We start from the raw sequence: 17,203 nt of genomic DNA, 5'->3' as shown, positions 1-17,203 counted from the left end.
TTAAAAATGAAAATTGCTATTTTAGGAGCTGGTAACGCAGGGTGTGCAGTTGCGGCTGATTTAACATTGAAAGGACATGAAGTTACTTTGATCAAGACATCTCATGCGATGCATGATGATAATTTTGAGTATATGCAATCACATAAAGGAGAAATGACTTTAAATGAGTTTGGCAAAGTTTCTACTGCGTATATTCATCGAGTTACAAGAGACCTAGAGGAGCTGCAAGACGCTGAAATCGTTATCATATATATTCAAACGAATTATCATGAGCAATTAATAGAAAAGATAGCACCATATCTACAAAAAGATCAAATACTTTTGATCAATCCGGGATATTTGTCTACCGCATATGTTCTTAAATATTGCCAAGATAAACCTATCATTGTAGCGGAAGCTCAAAGCTCTTTTATAGACGGTCGTATTATGGAACCGGGGCAATTTAAGGTAGGGTTTCGAAATGTAAGGAATCCGATTGGTATTTATCCTTCATCAAGAAAAGAGGAAGCGATAGAAAAATTGGATAAATTACAAGAACGATTTGTTTATTTGGATTCTGTGGTAGAAGCGGCTCTTCATAATCCAAACTTAGTAGTGCATACAGTAGGTTCTGTTATGAGCATACCGCGTATAGAGAAATCACATGGTGATTTTTGCATGTATCATGAGGCATATACCAGGGACAACCCTGCTACCTGGAGAATCTTAGAGGCGATGGATGCAGAAAAGATGAATGTTCTGGAGAAACTAGGTTTTTCAAGGCTAAGTTATGTGGAGGCTTGTAAATACCGAAATTCATTAGATGATAATAAGGACGCTAAAGAGGTTTTCTTGGATTATGCGGAAATGGATACCCGTGCGAAAGGACCGACCCAAGTGGATTCCAGATATATTTCAGAGGATGTACCGCAGGGGTTAGTGATGTTAGAGGCTTTAGGAAAGTCGTTAGATGTCGCAACTCCTATTGTTTCAAGTCTTATCGAAATAGCTAGTGCGGCTTTAGGACGTGATCTTCGTGCGGAAGGTAGGACTCCGGAGAAGTTGGGTGAGGAAAATATTCAGAAAATACTGATGGACTGCTGATTCTAAAAAGAATTATGAAAGAAAGTATTTTGCAGAAATTTATTCGTTTGTTTCGTGATATTGATAAAGAGATTCTTCCTAATGCAAATGTTTTAGAACGAATTTATATAGTCTTTGATTTTTTGTGGGAAAAAATAAAATATAACATAGAATTAATAGACTATGTTCAGTATCGTTTTTATTTTAAAAGAAGAATCGAGAGGGATCAATTTATTACACATGGTAAGTTGTTGAAAATTATAAAAATATGTAATGATCCAAAATCAAGAATATTTTTTGATCAGAAACCATTGTTTAATCAAGAGTTTAAAGACTATTTAGGTCGAGATTGGCTTGATACAAAGGTTTGTTCAAAAGAAGAGTTTTATTCTTTTTGTAAAAGAAATTCAACACTTTTTTGCAAATCTCCTGATGGAATGTTTGGAAAGGGGATTGATATTATTCATTTGGCTGATGTGAGTGATTTGGATCGTTTCTATGATACGTGTAAGAAAGACAAGATTTTATTAGAAGAAGTACTAGAGCAAGATTGCGAGTTGGCTGCTTTTAATAATACTGCGGTGAATACGATTCGTGTTGTGACACTGATTTGTGCGGATGATTCAGTTAGAATTATGGCTACGGTTTTAAGGTTAAGTAGAAAGGGAAAATTTGCCGACAATTTTCATCATGATGGGATAGCCTCGTTAATAGATGTCGAAACAGGTATTGTTAATACAACAGGGGTAGATCGTAAATGGAATCGATATACAATACATCCGGATTCAAGAAAACCTATTGTGGGATTTCAAATTCCAAGATGGTTTGAAGTTGTAGATATGGTAAAGAAAGCAGCAAGGGTTCATCCTGAAGTCAGATACGTAGGGTGGGATGTAACAATAAAAAGCAGTGGAGAAATCGTTCTGATAGAAGGAAATCCTGGGGCTGATCCAGATGTGACACAAATAGAGGATCAGGTTGGAAAATGGCCATTGTATGAGCCTTTGTTACTTGAGATAGAGAGTTGTAAGGAATAATCAGAATCGATCATGAAAAAAATTACTTTTATCGGGGATATTACTAGTGATAGGCCTTTGCTGAATGCTGCATATGATAGGAATACAGATGCTTATGATTTTTTCCCTGTCTTTGGAAAAGTTAAAAAATTGTTTGAGGAATCTGATTATGTGGTAGGTAATTTTGAGACCGTATGTGCGGGTGATAAGAATGGGTTCCAGAATCAGTATCTGTTATGTAACTCTCCAGATGAATTGATCCAAGCAATGGTGAAGGGAGGTGTCAATTGTGTTACGACTGCTAATAATCATTGTTTAGACCAAGGGATTGAAGGCCTTGTTCGTACAATTAAAGAATTAGATAGAAATAAGGTTTTACATACGGGTACTTTTACATATGAGAACGCTTCAAAACGAATTCTGTATTTATATTTGAATCATATTGTAATAGCACTAATATCGAATACCTATTCGACAAATGCGTCAAATACGGGAATTGCTCTAGATGATCGAAATGATTTCCATGTGAATTTGCTTAAAGAGCAAAGTGAATTTATTCTTGTTGGTAAAAGAAAATGGGCTAAAAGAATTTTTTTTAGGTTTATTAAAGCAAGATATCGGAGAAGAATAAATAGGGTTGTGGCAAGAATGCAACTTCGGCGGGGAAAAGTATTCTTAAAGCCGAGGGTAGATGTTATCATGGATGGTGATACTGATAATAAATATTTAGGATTATTGGCAGAAGATCTGAAAACCGCAAGAGAAAAAGCTGATTATGTGATCGTATGTTCGCATATTGGGGGACAATTTAATGAAACTCCGGGAACCTATAGTAGGTTTATGGCTGATTTTGTTTTAGAACATGGTGCTGATATGTTAATAGGAAATCATCCGCATGTTATTCAGAAAACAAGAATAGAAAACAGAAAGGTTGTTGCTTATTCTTTGGGTAGTTTTAATCAATCTCCGAGTGCCGATTATATAATTCATGATGCCCTACCTGAATATTCTATGGCTTTGCATGTTTATTTTTCAAAAGATCGAGATAAAGGGAATGTAAGAACGATCACATTCTCTATTTTAAAGGCTGTTGAAGATTCCAATAAGATGATTGTTGTTTATCCAATAGATGAACTAAATGATGAATTGGAGGGGGATGATCGTATTCAATTACAGGAAGATGTAAAGAGAATTTATGAACGAATTACTGGGACTCCTATCCTCAAAGATGTGATACAGAGGGAGTATGTATTGAGATGATGTGATGAAAGAATATTATAAAATAAGTTTTACCGGGGATATAATGTGCGAACGTCCCTTATTGAGTGCTTCTAGATCTGATAAAAAATATGACTTTGACTTTGTTTTTCATGGAGTGAAGGATAAGTTGCGGGAATCAGATCTTGTTGTTGGTAATTTGGAGACTGTATTTGCTGGGGAGGAGGCCGGATATACGAATGACGTGTATTCATTTAATACTCCGGATCGTTTTGTATGTTCAATGAAAAGTGCTGGTATCGATTATGTAAGTACGGCCAATAATCACTGTCTTGATCGCGGAACCGAAGGGTTGATTAGGACATTGGATCTATTGGATCAGTATGGAATAAAGCATTTTGGAACTTATAGGAGTAAAGAAGAACGAACTTCTTATGAACTTTTGGAGTTGGGGGGTAAGAAGATTGCTTTAATAGCTTATACGTATGGAACAAATGTAGTAGAGAATGGGATTGTATTCAAAGAAGATGAAGAGTTCTATGTTAATGTATTGAAGTCGCAAGAACGTGAGTGGCTGAAATTTAAAAAGACATTAAATACACCGGGTATTCGTAGTAAACTTTCTCGATACATACGAAAGGTTACTACTTTAGAGCAGCGAATGCGAATCAAAAAGAAACTTGGCATGTTGAAAAATCTTCCTAAATCAGATGATTTATTAGAGGATGACATCTATCCAAGATATTTAGAACGGCTTAAATCTGATATAGAAAAAGCAAGGTGTGAAGCCGACTATGTTATTGTTTGTTTACATTCCGGTGGCTTATTCAATGTTAAGGTCGGAGCATACACGGAATATATTGTAGATTTAATAGTTCGTGCAGGAGCGGATGCTATAGTAGGAAATCACCCCCATGTCGTTCAGAAATTCGTAGATAAAGGCTGTTTAGTTGCCTATTCGTTGGGTAATTTCAGCATATCTCCTAGTTCTCTTTATTTAGTAAGAGAAAATTTGCCCGAGTATTCGGTGTTATTACATTTCTATTTTGATAAAGAAAGAATGTCTCTTTATAAAGTTACATTTTCTATATTAAAGATTGTAGAATCTAAAAATGGAAATCTAAGTGTATATCCTATTAATGCGCTGTATGATAAGTGTGATATTACTAGTGAACGGGACATGTTGATAAGTGATTGTACGAAAATATACAATACTTTTACCGGTAAGAAGGAAATGGCGATAGATATATTGGATGAGTACGTATGTTTTGAAAAAATTAAGGATGCATTATGAAAGTCTGTTTTTTTGCGCATTATAGCATTACCAATAGCGATGGGGCAACTCTTTCCATGTATAATATCATTGATGAAATGTTGCGTCGAGGAATTGAAGTTGTTGTCGTTCTTGCCAATACGAGGAATTTAGAGGGGCGAATTGCAGAAGGGAAGATAAAATTTATAGTCGCTCCATTATATGGGATGCGAATGGATTTGAACAAAAAAACTCCGATGACGCAAGTGAAGTTCTTTGTGAAAAGTATCTGTAATTCTATACAGAAAAGAAAAATAGAAAAGGTTCTTAAATCGGAGAATATTGACATTATCCATATAAATGGATTAGATAGTAGTATTGGTGCAGAGATCGCACAAAAATTGAAGATTCCATATGTATGGCATATTCGTCAATTCATGGAAGCTGATTTGGGTAAAAAGTTGTTTCGTGAAAAGTATGTATATCGATTGGTTGCAAGGGCCTCATCTGTTATAGCGATATCAAAAGATGTACAGGCTAAATTTGAGCCTCTCTTGGGGCGTAAAATGGATCTTGTATATAATGGAGTTCCGGTTGAAAAATATAAACTGGAAGATGTTACAAGATTTGAATCTCCGGTAACTAGGATGCTTTTGGCAGGGAGAATTTCTGTTCAAAAAGGCCAAATGGATGCGATAAAGGCTGTAGAGTTATTAATGCAACGTGGTATTGATACTGTTTTATTGACTTTGGTGGGACAAGGAGAAACGAAGGAGTATTTGGAATATGTGAAATCGTATGTAAAAGAGCATGAGCTAGAACAAAAAATTTGCATTTTAGAGCATCATGATGATTTAAGGGAGTTGCGAAGACAATGTGATATAGGTTTGACTTGTTCAAAAAAGGAAGCTTTTGGACGAGTTACTGTAGAGAATATGTTGGCTAAAATGCTTGTTATTGGAGCTAATACAGGTGGGACATTAGAGATTGTCGAGGATGGTTATAATGGCTTGTTGTACGAGGAAGGTAATCCGGAAAGTTTGGCTGGGCGTATTGAATATGCTATGGAGCATAAGATGGATATGCAAATATTATTGGATAGAGGATATCTGGATTCTATAAATCGGTTTTCTAGTACAACTCTAATAGAGTCCATATTGAATTTATATAAAAAGATAATATTCTGATATTTAAATTGGATTTATGAACATCGTTTTGAAACGGAAGTTTATCAATAAACTTATGTGGCATGTGATTTTTTGGGGAATACAGTTCGCTTTATTATGTCCTGAATTTATCACATTTACCTCTGCATATAACTATATTCGATATATACATCATGTGATTTGTGTCTGTTCAATAGTTGTATTTTTTGTATTTTTTAGAAAAAATGAATTACTGTGGTTGATTCTGTTGTTCTTTTTCCTGTTTCTATTTGTAACGATGAAGAATGCGGGAAACTTGGGAAATTTTCTTTTGAATTTTGAGAGGTCTTATTCTCTGATATGTTTCTATTGCTTTTTTTATAGGATGAGCAGGCGATTATTCTTTATTGGAACTTCTTTTTTTGGGATGTCATTGATTTTAGTTAATACTATTCTTACCTTTCTTTATCCCAATGGATTGTATTTTTTTAATTCTCAATTTTCAGGTATAGATAAATCGTATTACTTCTTAGGAGTATCTAATCAGGTTATACCGTTTTATATGATTTCAATAGTGTTCGTTTTTTTGAAAAACTTTTATTTGAATAAAAATAATAAGGAAGTCTTTCTGTTGTTTATATGCATGTGGGGTTGTGAATTTGTGTATCAGTCTGCTACATCGCTTGTTGGATGTTTCTTTTTTACTATTGGCTATTTGTTTTTTGTATTGCCTAAAGATACACAGGGGAAGATTGTACATTCTATTCATCGGGGATACAATTTTATTTTAGTTGCCATGGCCATCACTGTGTTTATGATCCACTATTTGATAGTTGTGTATCAAATACAAAATAAATTTGCCTATTTAGTGGAAGTCGTTTTAAGAAAGGATTTAACATTTTCTACTCGAACTATAATTTGGAATAGTGCTATTAATATGATTGAAAAATCATTTCTTATAGGTTATGGGGCTGTTGAAAACAATAATAGATATATTGAGATAGGAAGTTCTTCTTTTAATGCTCATAATATTATTCTTCAGATATTACTTATGGGAGGAATCATATTGTTGTTGGTTTGTTTTTTACTTGTTTGGAAGTCAATTAAATCAATGTTGTTTTGTTTGGATTTGAGGGTCAAGAATATAGTGTTTTTGCTATTTGCTGTATTCTTCTTTATGTCCTTGTCAGAAGTGTATACACTAAATTTGATGTTTATTGTTCTATACTTGGGTTTTTTGATAAAAGAAAAAATTCCCTATTGTAAACATCTGGATGCTGAATCTTTTAGTAATAATGCAAGTATCCGATTGAATTTATACTAGTACAACTCTTGCATTTGTTTTTTATATTAAATAATTAATCTAATGTTTGGTGAAATTAAATTTTTATTTTCTAGAATTTTAAAACAACTGTCTCCTGTATTTTATGTTAAGCAGAAATATTATAGAATATTTGGAACGAGTTTGGATTTAGTAAACCCTCAGGGTTTTAATGAAAAAATATGCTGGCTTGCCTTGTATTGGCAAAAGCCTATAGTAGTTAAATGTGCTGATAAATATGAGCTTAGAGAATATGTTAGCTCTTTAGGTCTCATGGAATTAATGCCTCAGCTATATGGAGTCTATACTGATGTGAAGGGTATAGAGTGGAATCGATTTCCTAAAAAGTTTGTGATTAAATGTACACATGGTTGTAAGTATAATATTGTATGCTTTAATAAAGATGAATTAGATATTCATTCTGCTGATATTTCTTTAAATAAATGGCTTCATTCTGTTTATGGTACCAATACTTATGAGCCTCATTATTCAAAAATGACACCTCGTATTATTGCTGAAGAGTTTATTGAAACTAGTGAAAGAGGACTTCCGGAAGATTATAAGGTATATTGTTTTAATGGAGAGCCAAAGTGTGTGTTGGTTTGCCTTAACAGGGAGTCGGAACTTGTACTTGAATGGTATGATCTTGAATGGAATGTATTTGATATTGGTGCTAAAAGTAATATGCGTAGGGCTAATAAACCTGCTTGTTTGGATCAGATGATAAAATATGCTCGAATATTGTCAAAAGGATTTCCTTTTGTAAGAGTTGATTTCTATGATAGTTTTGGTAAGCCAATTTTAGGGGAAATGACGTTTACACCTATGTATGGAATGGCTAAATATTATTCGAAAGAAGGGAATCTATTATTGGGCAGTATGTTGACTCTTCCAAATAAGTATAAAGGGCATTTTGAGTAATCTTATAAATGGTTGTTTTGAATTTGGAGTATTTGTGATGGAAGGAAAGATAAAAAAGAATCTTGTGTACAATGTATGTTATCAACTATTGGTAATCATATTGCCATTTATAACTGCACCCTATGTGTCAAGAGTTTTAGGGGCATACAATATCGGTATATATTCTTATACACAAGCTCTTGCTAATTATTTTTATCTTTTTGTGATGTTAGGAGTGATCAATTATGGGAATAGAACGATTGCTGCAATAAGAGACGATCGAAATACCTTGGATAAAACATTTTGGGAAATTTATTCTTTTCAGTTACTGGTTGGATTATTTGTTACGGCTTTATATTTTATTTACTGTATTTCTTATGTGAAAGAAAATCGATTGATATATTGTATGCAATTCTTTTATGTTGCATCGGGAATTTTTGATGTTAATTGGCTTTGCTTTGGTTTAGAAAAGTTTAAATTGACTACGATCCGTAGTGTAATTGTCCGATTGGGAATGGTATTTGCGATTTTTTTATTTGTAAAAGATCAGTCTGATTTATCAATTTATACGGGAATCCTTTCTGTTGGAAGCTTATTGGCTGTATTAGCTGTATGGCCATTTGTGTTATCAAATGTAAATTTTAGAAGACCTTCTCTTACTGGCATTGTAAAGCATATTAAACCTAATCTGGTCCTTTTTTTGCCAGTTGTAGCTGTCAGTCTATATAATATAATGGATAAATTGATGTTAGGAAGTTTTAGTACGGAAGAAGAAGTTGGTTTTTATACTTATGCAGAGCGAATAACTCAGATACCTAATACGATAATTTTAGCATTGAATTCTGTTCTTATGCCTAGAATGGCTAATTTATATGCCAAAAACGATACTATTAAGACTAGGAATATGATGGATAATATTATGTTATTTGCAATGTTTATGAGTGTATTGATGGCATTTATATTAGCGAGAATTGCTCCGAATTTTGCTCCTTGGTTTTATGGTGATGAGTTTGCTCGATGTGGATTATTTATAGTGATACTTTGTCCTATTATAATATTTAAAGGTTGGGCTGGCGTGTTGAGGACACAATATATTATTCCTAAAGGTAAGGATCGAGTTTTTATTACTTCATTGACTATAGGGGCAGTGGTTAATCTAATAATAAATTACTGTTTGATACCAAAATATAGTGGGATCGGTGCTGTAGTTGGTACGTTGTTCGCAGAGTTTGCGGTTTGTTTAGTGCAATTTACTATGATATATAAGGAAATTCCATTTAAGATTTATTTGAAAGATGGGCTTGCTTTTTGTTGTATGGGGCTCGTGATGTATAATGCCGTATTGTATATAGAATATTTAAATGTATCTCCATTCTTTACTATGGTAATACAAATTGTAATTGGAACTATTTTATTTACTATTTTGGCTGTATTTTATTGTATTAAAGTAAAGGGAATAAATGTAAGGAATAAAATTTTGTATGAATTGAAAAAATAAATGCATAATAGATGAAATCATTTCAAGAGTTAAAAATAGCCGTGGCCGGTACCGGTTACGTTGGTTTATCAATTGCCACTTTGTTATCACAGCATCATGAGGTGGTAGCCATAGACATAGTTCCTGAGAAGGTAGATTTGATCAATAATAAAAAATCACCGATTCAAGATGATTACATAGAAGAGTATTTGGCTAGTCATAAATTGAATTTGAAAGCTACGCTAGATGCGGTAATGGCTTATAAGGACGCTGATTTTGTGGTGATAGCGGCTCCGACAAATTATGATAGCCAGCGAAATTTCTTTGATACGTCCGCTGTTGAGGCTGTGATAGAGCAGGTGCTTCGTTTTAATCCAAATGCTTTTATGGTCATTAAAAGTACGATACCTGTTGGTTATACGATTTCCGTACGTGAGCGTTTTCATACAAAGCGTATTCTTTTTAGTCCGGAGTTCTTGAGAGAGTCTAAGGCTTTGTATGATAATTTGTATCCTAGCCGGATCATCGTGGGTACGGATTTGTCTGATCCGGAATTGGTAGATGCCGCTCATATTTTTGCTGAACTGTTGCAAGAAGGTGCTATAAAAGAAAATATAGATACCTTATTTATGGGGTTGACAGAAGCTGAGGCCGTAAAACTATTCGCAAATACATATCTTGCACTACGTGTTTCTTATTTTAATGAGTTGGATACGTATGCGGAAATGAAGGGGTTGGATACTCAATCGATCATAAATGGTGTGTGTTTGGATCCTCGTATCGGTAATCACTATAATAATCCTTCTTTTGGCTATGGGGGGTATTGTCTGCCGAAAGATACAAAACAATTACTCGCTAATTATGAGGATGTACCCGAAAATTTGATAGAAGCGATTGTGGAGAGTAACCGGACTAGGAAAGACTTTATAGCAGATCAAGTACTTCGTATGGCGGGTTATTATGCTTACGGGGAAGAGAATGAATGGAGTAGTGTACGGGAACATCCTGTTACGATCGGTGTTTATCGATTGACGATGAAGTCTAATTCTGATAATTTTAGACAATCTTCTATTCAAGGAATAATGAAACGAGTGAAAGCAAAAGGGGCTACTGTGATTGTTTATGAACCAGCCTTGTCGGATAATACTACATTCTTTGGGTCAGAAGTTGTTAATGATTTGGATCTCTTTAAAAAACGTAGTGCAGCTATTATAGCCAATCGATATGATGTGGAATTGGATGATGTGAAAAATAAGGTATATACACGAGATGTATATAGAAGGGATTAATCTAAATTAAGGTTAGCGTCCAAAAATGACGTATAGCATCATTCAACAGAAATATAGATCTTTGTTGCTGTAATTAAAACCCAATTAATATGTAGAGCAATAACAATTCTGAAATTTTTTTCCTCCGCTACAAATCCGAAGCGGTCACGAACAAGGATTCCATCCGATCCTTCTGTTTTAGAAATAAGGTACCGTATAACCTGTTTGAAAAATGGTTAAGATGTTTTCATGGGAGATGAGTTGAGATCTGTACATTTAAGGAGGCTGAACACCAACTGTGCCTGTCACATGTCCGGGCTAATATGTTAAAGCGTATGATCAAGGAGGTGAAAAAGAGAGCCTTGGTCTTTACGGACAGTTTGGATTTCTTCTTTAGAAAGGAACGTGATTATAATGAAGAGAATCTTATTCTTGAAGAAAGAGTCTGACGATCACTTACTATGCGATGTAACAGTATGTTACACTTTGGTCGTGACGAAGGTGTAGAAATGGTAGTTGCATATCATGGTGTAATCAGTACTGTGAGGCTGCAAGGGAAGTGCGCATGGGATTTCCTTGGTGAATTTTTCAAAAATATTTTTAATGGTTGTAAGGACTTTGTTAATCTCATACCCCAGAATATAAAGTTGGTATGTACTAACAGTTAAATTCAACGTTTTTAACATAAAATTAGGTAGGTGCTATAAAAGCGCCTATACATTGGTGCATGCTCTAATTTGAGTACCAACAAAGGTATTGCGTGATTGCCATAAATTAATTAGGAAAGTACTATTGGCGGTTTACTTTTGTTTATGTGGAGTCGATTTTTAAGATATCTCCTCTTCTATGTCTTCAACTCCCATGGTGTCAATCATGGGAGTACATATCGCCGATATGCTTATCGGTATAACGCCAAAAAAGAAAGAGGAACTTCCATGGAAGTGTTTGCAAGAAATGAGAACCACAAAGGTGCGATGATGAATGTGTAGATGATAGAATAGACTGTAGAATCGATATAGAATAAAGATTTTGTACCGGTCTTCTTTTTCCCTTCGGGGAGGTAAGGAGGCCGGTTCTGTTTTTATGTATGCCTTGATGATCCGTATATATAATGTGGGATTCGGCCTTCTGCGGTGCAGGGATAAATATTCCCCCTGTGATCGTGGAAATGAAAAATCTTATGAAAGATTTGAAGGGACTGTTGGGCGAGTTTCGGGGTTGGCCTACCGTTGAGTTGTTTAGTGTACGTCTGGCCGGATTGTCGGCGGAAGATAGGGAAAGGCATTTGCTGGGGTTTTGTAAGCTGGCTTTCGGGCATTATGAAGAGTTGCCGATGGGATATCGGAGATTGGTGGATGGTTATTTGGATGGGGAGCGAGGGGAGAACTTGATGGTGTGGTATTTGACAAGGCATACGCCGTGGAAGAATGCCCGTTATGAGTTGCATCGACCGGACTTGTTTTTGCGGATGGCGAAGCTGGTGGAGTTTACGGATCGGGATGGGCGTTTGCCTTATTCTCATTTGGCGGCTTGTTTATGTATGGCGTTTTTCGTCCGGAGTTTATCGGATCCTAATTCGGAGGTCTTGCCGAAATCCTTGGCTAGCCGTTTGAGCGCATTGAATATATTACCAAGTGATATTCTGGAACTGGCGGGGAAGAGGGAAATAACGGATGAGATGTGATTCTTTATTGATAAATGTTAAATGTACGTGGATTGAAGTCGATGAAATTTGGTGTGTTTTTCGTTGATTTGGGAATGTGTGTGTTGGCTGCTAGGTCGTTAACTGTTTTGCATCATCTAAGTTAGGCTTTGTGGCTATTATACCTTTGTCATGTGTTCGAAGCATGGTTACATTCATTTATTCATTAAAAACGTATAGTTATGGCATTGAAATTTAAATTGGTAATGAGAAAGAATCTAGGTGAGGATCACGAATCTATTCCTGAAAAGGTATACGCTCAAATGGTGTATGGAGATCTGGTTACTTTCGATGAATTTGCGGAGGAGGTGGCGGATAGCTCTGGTGTAGGTAGCGCTAGCGTGAAGGCGGTTCTGGATCGTATGAATGTGGTGTTGGTCCGTCATTTACAGCATGGCAGGCGTGTCAGTGTAGGTGAGCTGGGGCTTTTCCGCTTTTGTTTCGGATCGTCGGGGGTGCCGGATGAGAAGACGTTTTCGACGAACTTGATTCGGGAGCCGAAAGTACGGTTCTACCCGGGCAAGGCGCTACGGGTAGCCAAGAGCCGGACAAGTTTTGAGAAAACTGCGCTTCCGAATGAAGAAGATGCGGGTGGAAACGGGAGTGATAGTGAAAGTCCGGATGAAATCTAAGAGCTATGAGGCGTTTGACGGTTCAATTAATTGTTGCGATCCTGCTCTCAATGAGCGGGATCACACTTCTCTTCAGTGGATTCTGGATTGATCCGCAAGGATTGATCGATAACAGTGTACTGGTGGCTTTCGGTGAGATCAGTACGTTTGCCGGAGCCCTTTTTGGGGTGGACTACTCTTATAAATTGAAAATTAATAATTGAAAATTATGGAAAGACATGATAAAAGGTTAACAGAGCATTTTTGTTTGGATGAGTTTACTTATAGTGGTATTGCCGTGGACAATGCGATAAATAATCAGCCTCCTCCTTGTGCATGTCTAGCGCTTCAAAATTTGGCAGTTGGTTTATTGGAACCATTACGTCTATTGTATGGGGCACCGATTGCTATATTGAGTGGATATCGGAATGAGAAGGTAAATCGTCTTGCTGGCGGGGTCGTTACCAGCCAACACTTGAAAGGAGAAGCAGCAGATTGCTATGTTGCCGATGGGCCGGAAAAACTGTTGGATGTGTTGCAATGTTCCGGTTTAGTATTTGACCAAGCTATATTATATAGACGAAAACGTTTTTTGCATCTTTCCTTAAAGATAAATGGAAATAACAGGATGCAAGTGTTAGTTTATAACAAATCTTGATACTTCGGTGCGGAAAGAGACTTGCCCATGATCAAGTGCGGAAGGGAAGATCTGTGATTTGGTGGACTGAAAAGGATATGATATATTTGCCTCCTATGATTAAGCTTGAATATCTAAAAAAGATACGTGTTCGTTGGATTATATTGGCGATCCTTCTCATCTCTGTATGGATCGTGATGGGAAATCCCAGATTAGGCGAATGGTATTCCCGTTCGATTTATCCATGGGTATCGGGTATGCTATCTCGTTTCTCCTGCTTGTTCCCTTTTTCCGTAGGGGATTGTTTTATTTATGGTAGCATCGCCGGATTATTAGGGTATCTGTCGTATGCGATTATAAGGAGGCGGAGGATCGGGAGGACAATAAGGCATGTTGTGGAATATCTGGCATGGGTGTATGTCTGGTTCTATATCGCTTGGGGATTGAATTATTTCCGGGAAGATTTTTTCACTCGTACGCAAACCACTTATGTGCCTTTTTCCTCGGAACATTTCCAATCCTTCTTGGATGCCTACACGGATTCCCTGAACGCCTCATGGGTTCCGATAGAGACGATCGATCGGGAGGTCGTGAAAGAGGCGGTGCAGGAAGGGTATCGGGAATTGCCTACTCGTTTCGGGCTTACCACTCCCGGAACCTATCTTCATCCTAAAACGATGCTGTTCTCCCGGTTGATGAGTGGAGTAGGGGTGATGGGATATATGGGGCCGTTTTTCACGGAGTTCAATTTGAACGGCCAGCTCTTGCCCGTGCAATATCCCGCCACTTACGCCCATGAGATGGCTCATGTGCTTAGTATATCCAACGAGGCCGAGGCTAATTTATACAGTTATTTAATATGCACGAGTTCTTCCGTGCCGGAAATCCGGTTCTCAGGTTACTTCTCTTTGCTGCCTTATGTGTTGAGCAACGCATATGTGGCTTTGGATAAGGACTCTTTTGAGGCATGGAAGAAAAGATTACGCCCCGAGATCAAGGACTTGTATAACGAGAAAGTAGCCTATTGGCAATCCCTATACAGCCCGCTGATCGGCGAGGCGCAAGACGTGGTCTATAATCTTTTCCTGAAAGGCAATAAGATACCTGCCGGAACCGCTAATTATTCGGAGGTGATCGCCTTATTGATCGCTTTGGAAGGAGAATGATTTATTCATCATTTAACTTCCTCCAAATAAAGCACTCGGCTCGAGTAATCATTCTGCTTGTGATAATCGACAATGTGATTATAAGGGATTTCCAGTCCGTTCGCCATGAGATATTCCCCGGTGAAAGCTTTACCCTCGAAGGCCAGAGGCTCGTTGTCGATCCGGTTCAGTTCGCAGACTCTGTATTTCTTGTCTGGGGATAATCCGTTCATTTTTACACGGGGTAAATGTTGGTTGACAAAATGCTCGGTCTTCCACCAATAAAATACGGCTTTGTCTTTCTCCGGTGAGGTGTACATCAAGGAAGCTACTCCCAAACGATCGTACGGAGAAACCAGACGGTAGATATCGCCGAATTGCACGACGGGACGGATCGTCTTATAATCGGCGATCGCCTTACGGCAAAGTGTTTTCTCTTCTTCTGTCATATTCTTGGGTTGGATCTCCATGCCCAAACGGCCGCTCATCGCTACGTCGATCCGATATTTCAGGGGAATGACCCGGAATGTTTGATGGTTGGGGGCGGCGCTGATATGTGAGGCCATGGCGATAGCCGGGAAAAAATAAGAAGTGCCCCATTGCATATAGATACGCTGTAAGGCATCGGTATTGTCGCTTACCCAAAACTCATCGAAGTAAGGCATGACCCCGTAATTTGCCCGGCCTCCACCGCTGGCGCAAGCCTGTAGGGTTAAATCCGGGTATTTGGCTCGGATACGCTCACAGACTTTCTTGAATCCTTCGTGATATTCGATATACATATGGCTTTGCTGATCCGAAGGCAGGTATTGGGAGCCATGGTTCAGGATGCTCATATTGGCGTCCCATTTGATATAATCGATCTCCGGGTATGTTGTCATCAAGTTGTCGACGATACCGAATATGAAGTCTTGCACCTCGGAATTGGAGAGATCAAGAACGACCTGTGTACCGCCACGCCCCAGGACGATTTCCCTGTTTGGAGCTTTCAATACCCATTCCGGATGCTTCTCGTACAATTCACTTGTCGTGTTGGCCATTTCCGGTTCGATCCAGATACCGAATTTAATACCATGCTTGTTGGCGTCGGCGATCAGGCCCTCGATGCCTCTTGGTAGTTTTCGGGCATCAACCATCCAATCCCCTAAGGACGAGTTATCTTTATTACGAGGATATTTATCGCCAAACCAGCCGTCGTCCATGACGAACAACTCGCCGCCCATAGACTGGATATCACTCATCATTTGGTCCATACCTTCTTGATTGATATCGAAATATACACCTTCCCAACTGTTTAGTAAGATTTTCCGGGCGGTCGCTCCATTCGCTATCTTATGTTTGCGTGCCCATGCGTGGAAATTTCGGCTGCTTCCGCTTAAGCCGTCCTTACTGTAAGTCAGCGCCAATTCCGGTGTACGGAAACTTTCTTTGGCTTTGAGGGTGTAAGCCGAGTTCTCCTCGTTTATTCCCGCAAAGAAATGGTGATAGTCGCTATCATCCGTATCGAAGAATAATTTGTAGTTACCGCTATAGCATAGGGCGGCGCCAATAACGGAACCGGTGTTTTCCTTTGGTTTTCCGTCTAGGGAGATCATCACTTCGGCGTGGGCGGTATGGGAGTTGCGGATACCATCCTTGTTTTTTATCATCTTGATGCCCGGTCGTAACGGTTCTTGTGCCAATTGAGCCTCGTTTGCCCATGAGCCGTATAAGTGGGAAACCCATACGTCTCCTTTCCGGATCGGCAGATAAGCGGAAGCGAAACGATTGAGGGTGATCGCTTTTTTCTCCTCATGCGTGATCTCTGTCCAAGTCTCGATGATATCGGCGTCCGGATAGGTTCTGTAACAGAGATTCATATAAAAAGGATACACTTTATCTTTTAATCGGATCGTTGTGATATCTGCCGTTTGCTCTTTTCGTGTATCTACTTTTATGACTTCCAGTTGAAGGGTCATATTCCCGTCGCCATGGGTAACGGACAATGCGCTTTCGGAGGGGCAATTCAAGCCGTAGACCGGATAAGCGGAAAATGTTTTCTGCTCGGTCTCGAGCAAGGTAGCCGCGTCGGAAGTGGATAACTTGTCTCCATAGTAGATGAATCTTACCTCTCCGCCGACAGGTGCGTCTAGCAATAATGAGGTATTCCTCGTGGAAATCAATACGTCTTGTGCCCATAAACTAGTGGTCAATAGGGAGGCGCAACATAAATAACCGAATTTACTCTTAATGTTCATTTTATTAGTAGGTGTTAGATTTAAATTCAGGGGCAAAAGTAGGAGAGAGCCGGTAGGTTTCCTAATAGGATTTTATCAGATACTGTTACTTTTCTGCTTTAACTAAAATTTGTTTCACGCAGAAGAAACCCGTGCTTTCATTAATGAAAATTCCATATTGTCTAATTCGAAAGAAATCACTAACTTTGCGGCAATTTTTTAGAAGCAAGATA

The 17,203-nt window shown here is 37.9% G+C and carries 15 protein-coding genes; 14 read left to right on the top strand and 1 reads right to left on the bottom strand.

The features are described 5' to 3' along the window. Positions 1–6 precede the first annotated feature (6 nt). The 14 genes from NBH07_RS13760 to NBH07_RS13695 all read left to right on the top strand — a co-directional run bounded on the left by NBH07_RS13760 (position 7) and on the right by NBH07_RS13695 (position 14,775). Complete coding sequence (locus NBH07_RS13760; protein ID WP_156682597.1) at positions 7–1,083, top strand: NAD/NADP octopine/nopaline dehydrogenase family protein; 1,077 nt, start codon at positions 7–9, stop codon at positions 1,081–1,083. Positions 1,084–1,097: 14 nt separating this feature from the next. Then, positions 1,098–2,099: a sugar-transfer associated ATP-grasp domain-containing protein gene (locus NBH07_RS13755; protein ID WP_009017630.1), complete on the top strand. Its 1,002-nt coding sequence runs from the start codon at positions 1,098–1,100 to the stop codon at positions 2,097–2,099. A 12-nt stretch (positions 2,100–2,111) separates the two neighbouring features. Next, the gene (locus tag NBH07_RS13750; protein WP_009017631.1) at positions 2,112–3,338 is read left to right on the top strand and encodes a CapA family protein; all 1,227 of its coding nucleotides are present in this window, start codon (positions 2,112–2,114) and stop codon (positions 3,336–3,338) included. 4 nt (positions 3,339–3,342) lie between these two features. Continuing rightward, positions 3,343–4,590, top strand: a complete 1,248-nt coding sequence (locus NBH07_RS13745; RefSeq protein ID WP_011966008.1) for a CapA family protein — start codon at positions 3,343–3,345, stop codon at positions 4,588–4,590. After that, on the top strand, positions 4,587–5,735 hold the full coding sequence (locus NBH07_RS13740) for a glycosyltransferase family 4 protein (protein ID WP_009017633.1): 1,149 nt from the start codon (positions 4,587–4,589) through the stop codon (positions 5,733–5,735). Before NBH07_RS13745 ends, NBH07_RS13740 begins: the two co-directional genes overlap by 4 nt. A 559-nt stretch (positions 5,736–6,294) precedes the next feature. Further along, a complete protein-coding gene (locus NBH07_RS13735) occupies positions 6,295–7,017 on the top strand; it encodes an O-antigen ligase family protein (protein ID WP_229045728.1) in 723 nt (240 codons plus the stop codon). A 42-nt stretch (positions 7,018–7,059) separates the two neighbouring features. After that, complete coding sequence (locus NBH07_RS13730) at positions 7,060–7,935, top strand: ATP-grasp fold amidoligase family protein (protein ID WP_009017635.1); 876 nt, start codon at positions 7,060–7,062, stop codon at positions 7,933–7,935. A gap of 37 nt (positions 7,936–7,972) precedes the next feature. Next, positions 7,973–9,412: a flippase gene (locus NBH07_RS13725; protein ID WP_156682596.1), complete on the top strand. Its 1,440-nt coding sequence runs from the start codon at positions 7,973–7,975 to the stop codon at positions 9,410–9,412. A gap of 11 nt (positions 9,413–9,423) precedes the next feature. Next, entirely contained in the window at positions 9,424–10,680 is a 1,257-nt protein-coding gene (locus NBH07_RS13720) for a nucleotide sugar dehydrogenase (RefSeq protein WP_009017637.1), read from the top strand. 1,159 nt (positions 10,681–11,839) lie between these two features. Then, a complete protein-coding gene (locus NBH07_RS13715; protein ID WP_008771657.1) occupies positions 11,840–12,343 on the top strand; it encodes a hypothetical protein in 504 nt (167 codons plus the stop codon). Between the two features lie 200 nt (positions 12,344–12,543). Then, positions 12,544–12,993: an HU family DNA-binding protein gene (locus tag NBH07_RS13710; RefSeq protein ID WP_005855526.1), complete on the top strand. Its 450-nt coding sequence runs from the start codon at positions 12,544–12,546 to the stop codon at positions 12,991–12,993. A 5-nt stretch (positions 12,994–12,998) separates the two neighbouring features. Continuing rightward, on the top strand, positions 12,999–13,196 hold the full coding sequence (locus NBH07_RS13705; protein ID WP_005855528.1) for a hypothetical protein: 198 nt from the start codon (positions 12,999–13,001) through the stop codon (positions 13,194–13,196). A gap of 5 nt (positions 13,197–13,201) precedes the next feature. After that, the gene (locus NBH07_RS13700; protein ID WP_005855530.1) at positions 13,202–13,630 is read left to right on the top strand and encodes a D-Ala-D-Ala carboxypeptidase family metallohydrolase; all 429 of its coding nucleotides are present in this window, start codon (positions 13,202–13,204) and stop codon (positions 13,628–13,630) included. Between the two features lie 95 nt (positions 13,631–13,725). Continuing rightward, positions 13,726–14,775: a DUF3810 domain-containing protein gene (locus NBH07_RS13695; protein WP_039848700.1), complete on the top strand. Its 1,050-nt coding sequence runs from the start codon at positions 13,726–13,728 to the stop codon at positions 14,773–14,775. A gap of 8 nt (positions 14,776–14,783) precedes the next feature. Here NBH07_RS13695 and NBH07_RS13690 read toward each other — a convergent pair whose 3' ends face one another. Next, a complete protein-coding gene (locus NBH07_RS13690) occupies positions 14,784–16,991 on the bottom strand; it encodes an alpha-galactosidase (protein ID WP_009017640.1) in 2,208 nt (735 codons plus the stop codon). Positions 16,992–17,203 lie beyond the last annotated feature (212 nt).

The organism is Parabacteroides sp. B2-S-102, assembly GCF_023656665.1.
Taxonomy (GTDB): Bacteria; Bacteroidota; Bacteroidia; order Bacteroidales; family Tannerellaceae; genus Parabacteroides; species Parabacteroides distasonis.
Note: the sequence above shows the minus strand (reverse complement) of the source record. Positions and strands in the feature narration are given on the sequence as shown.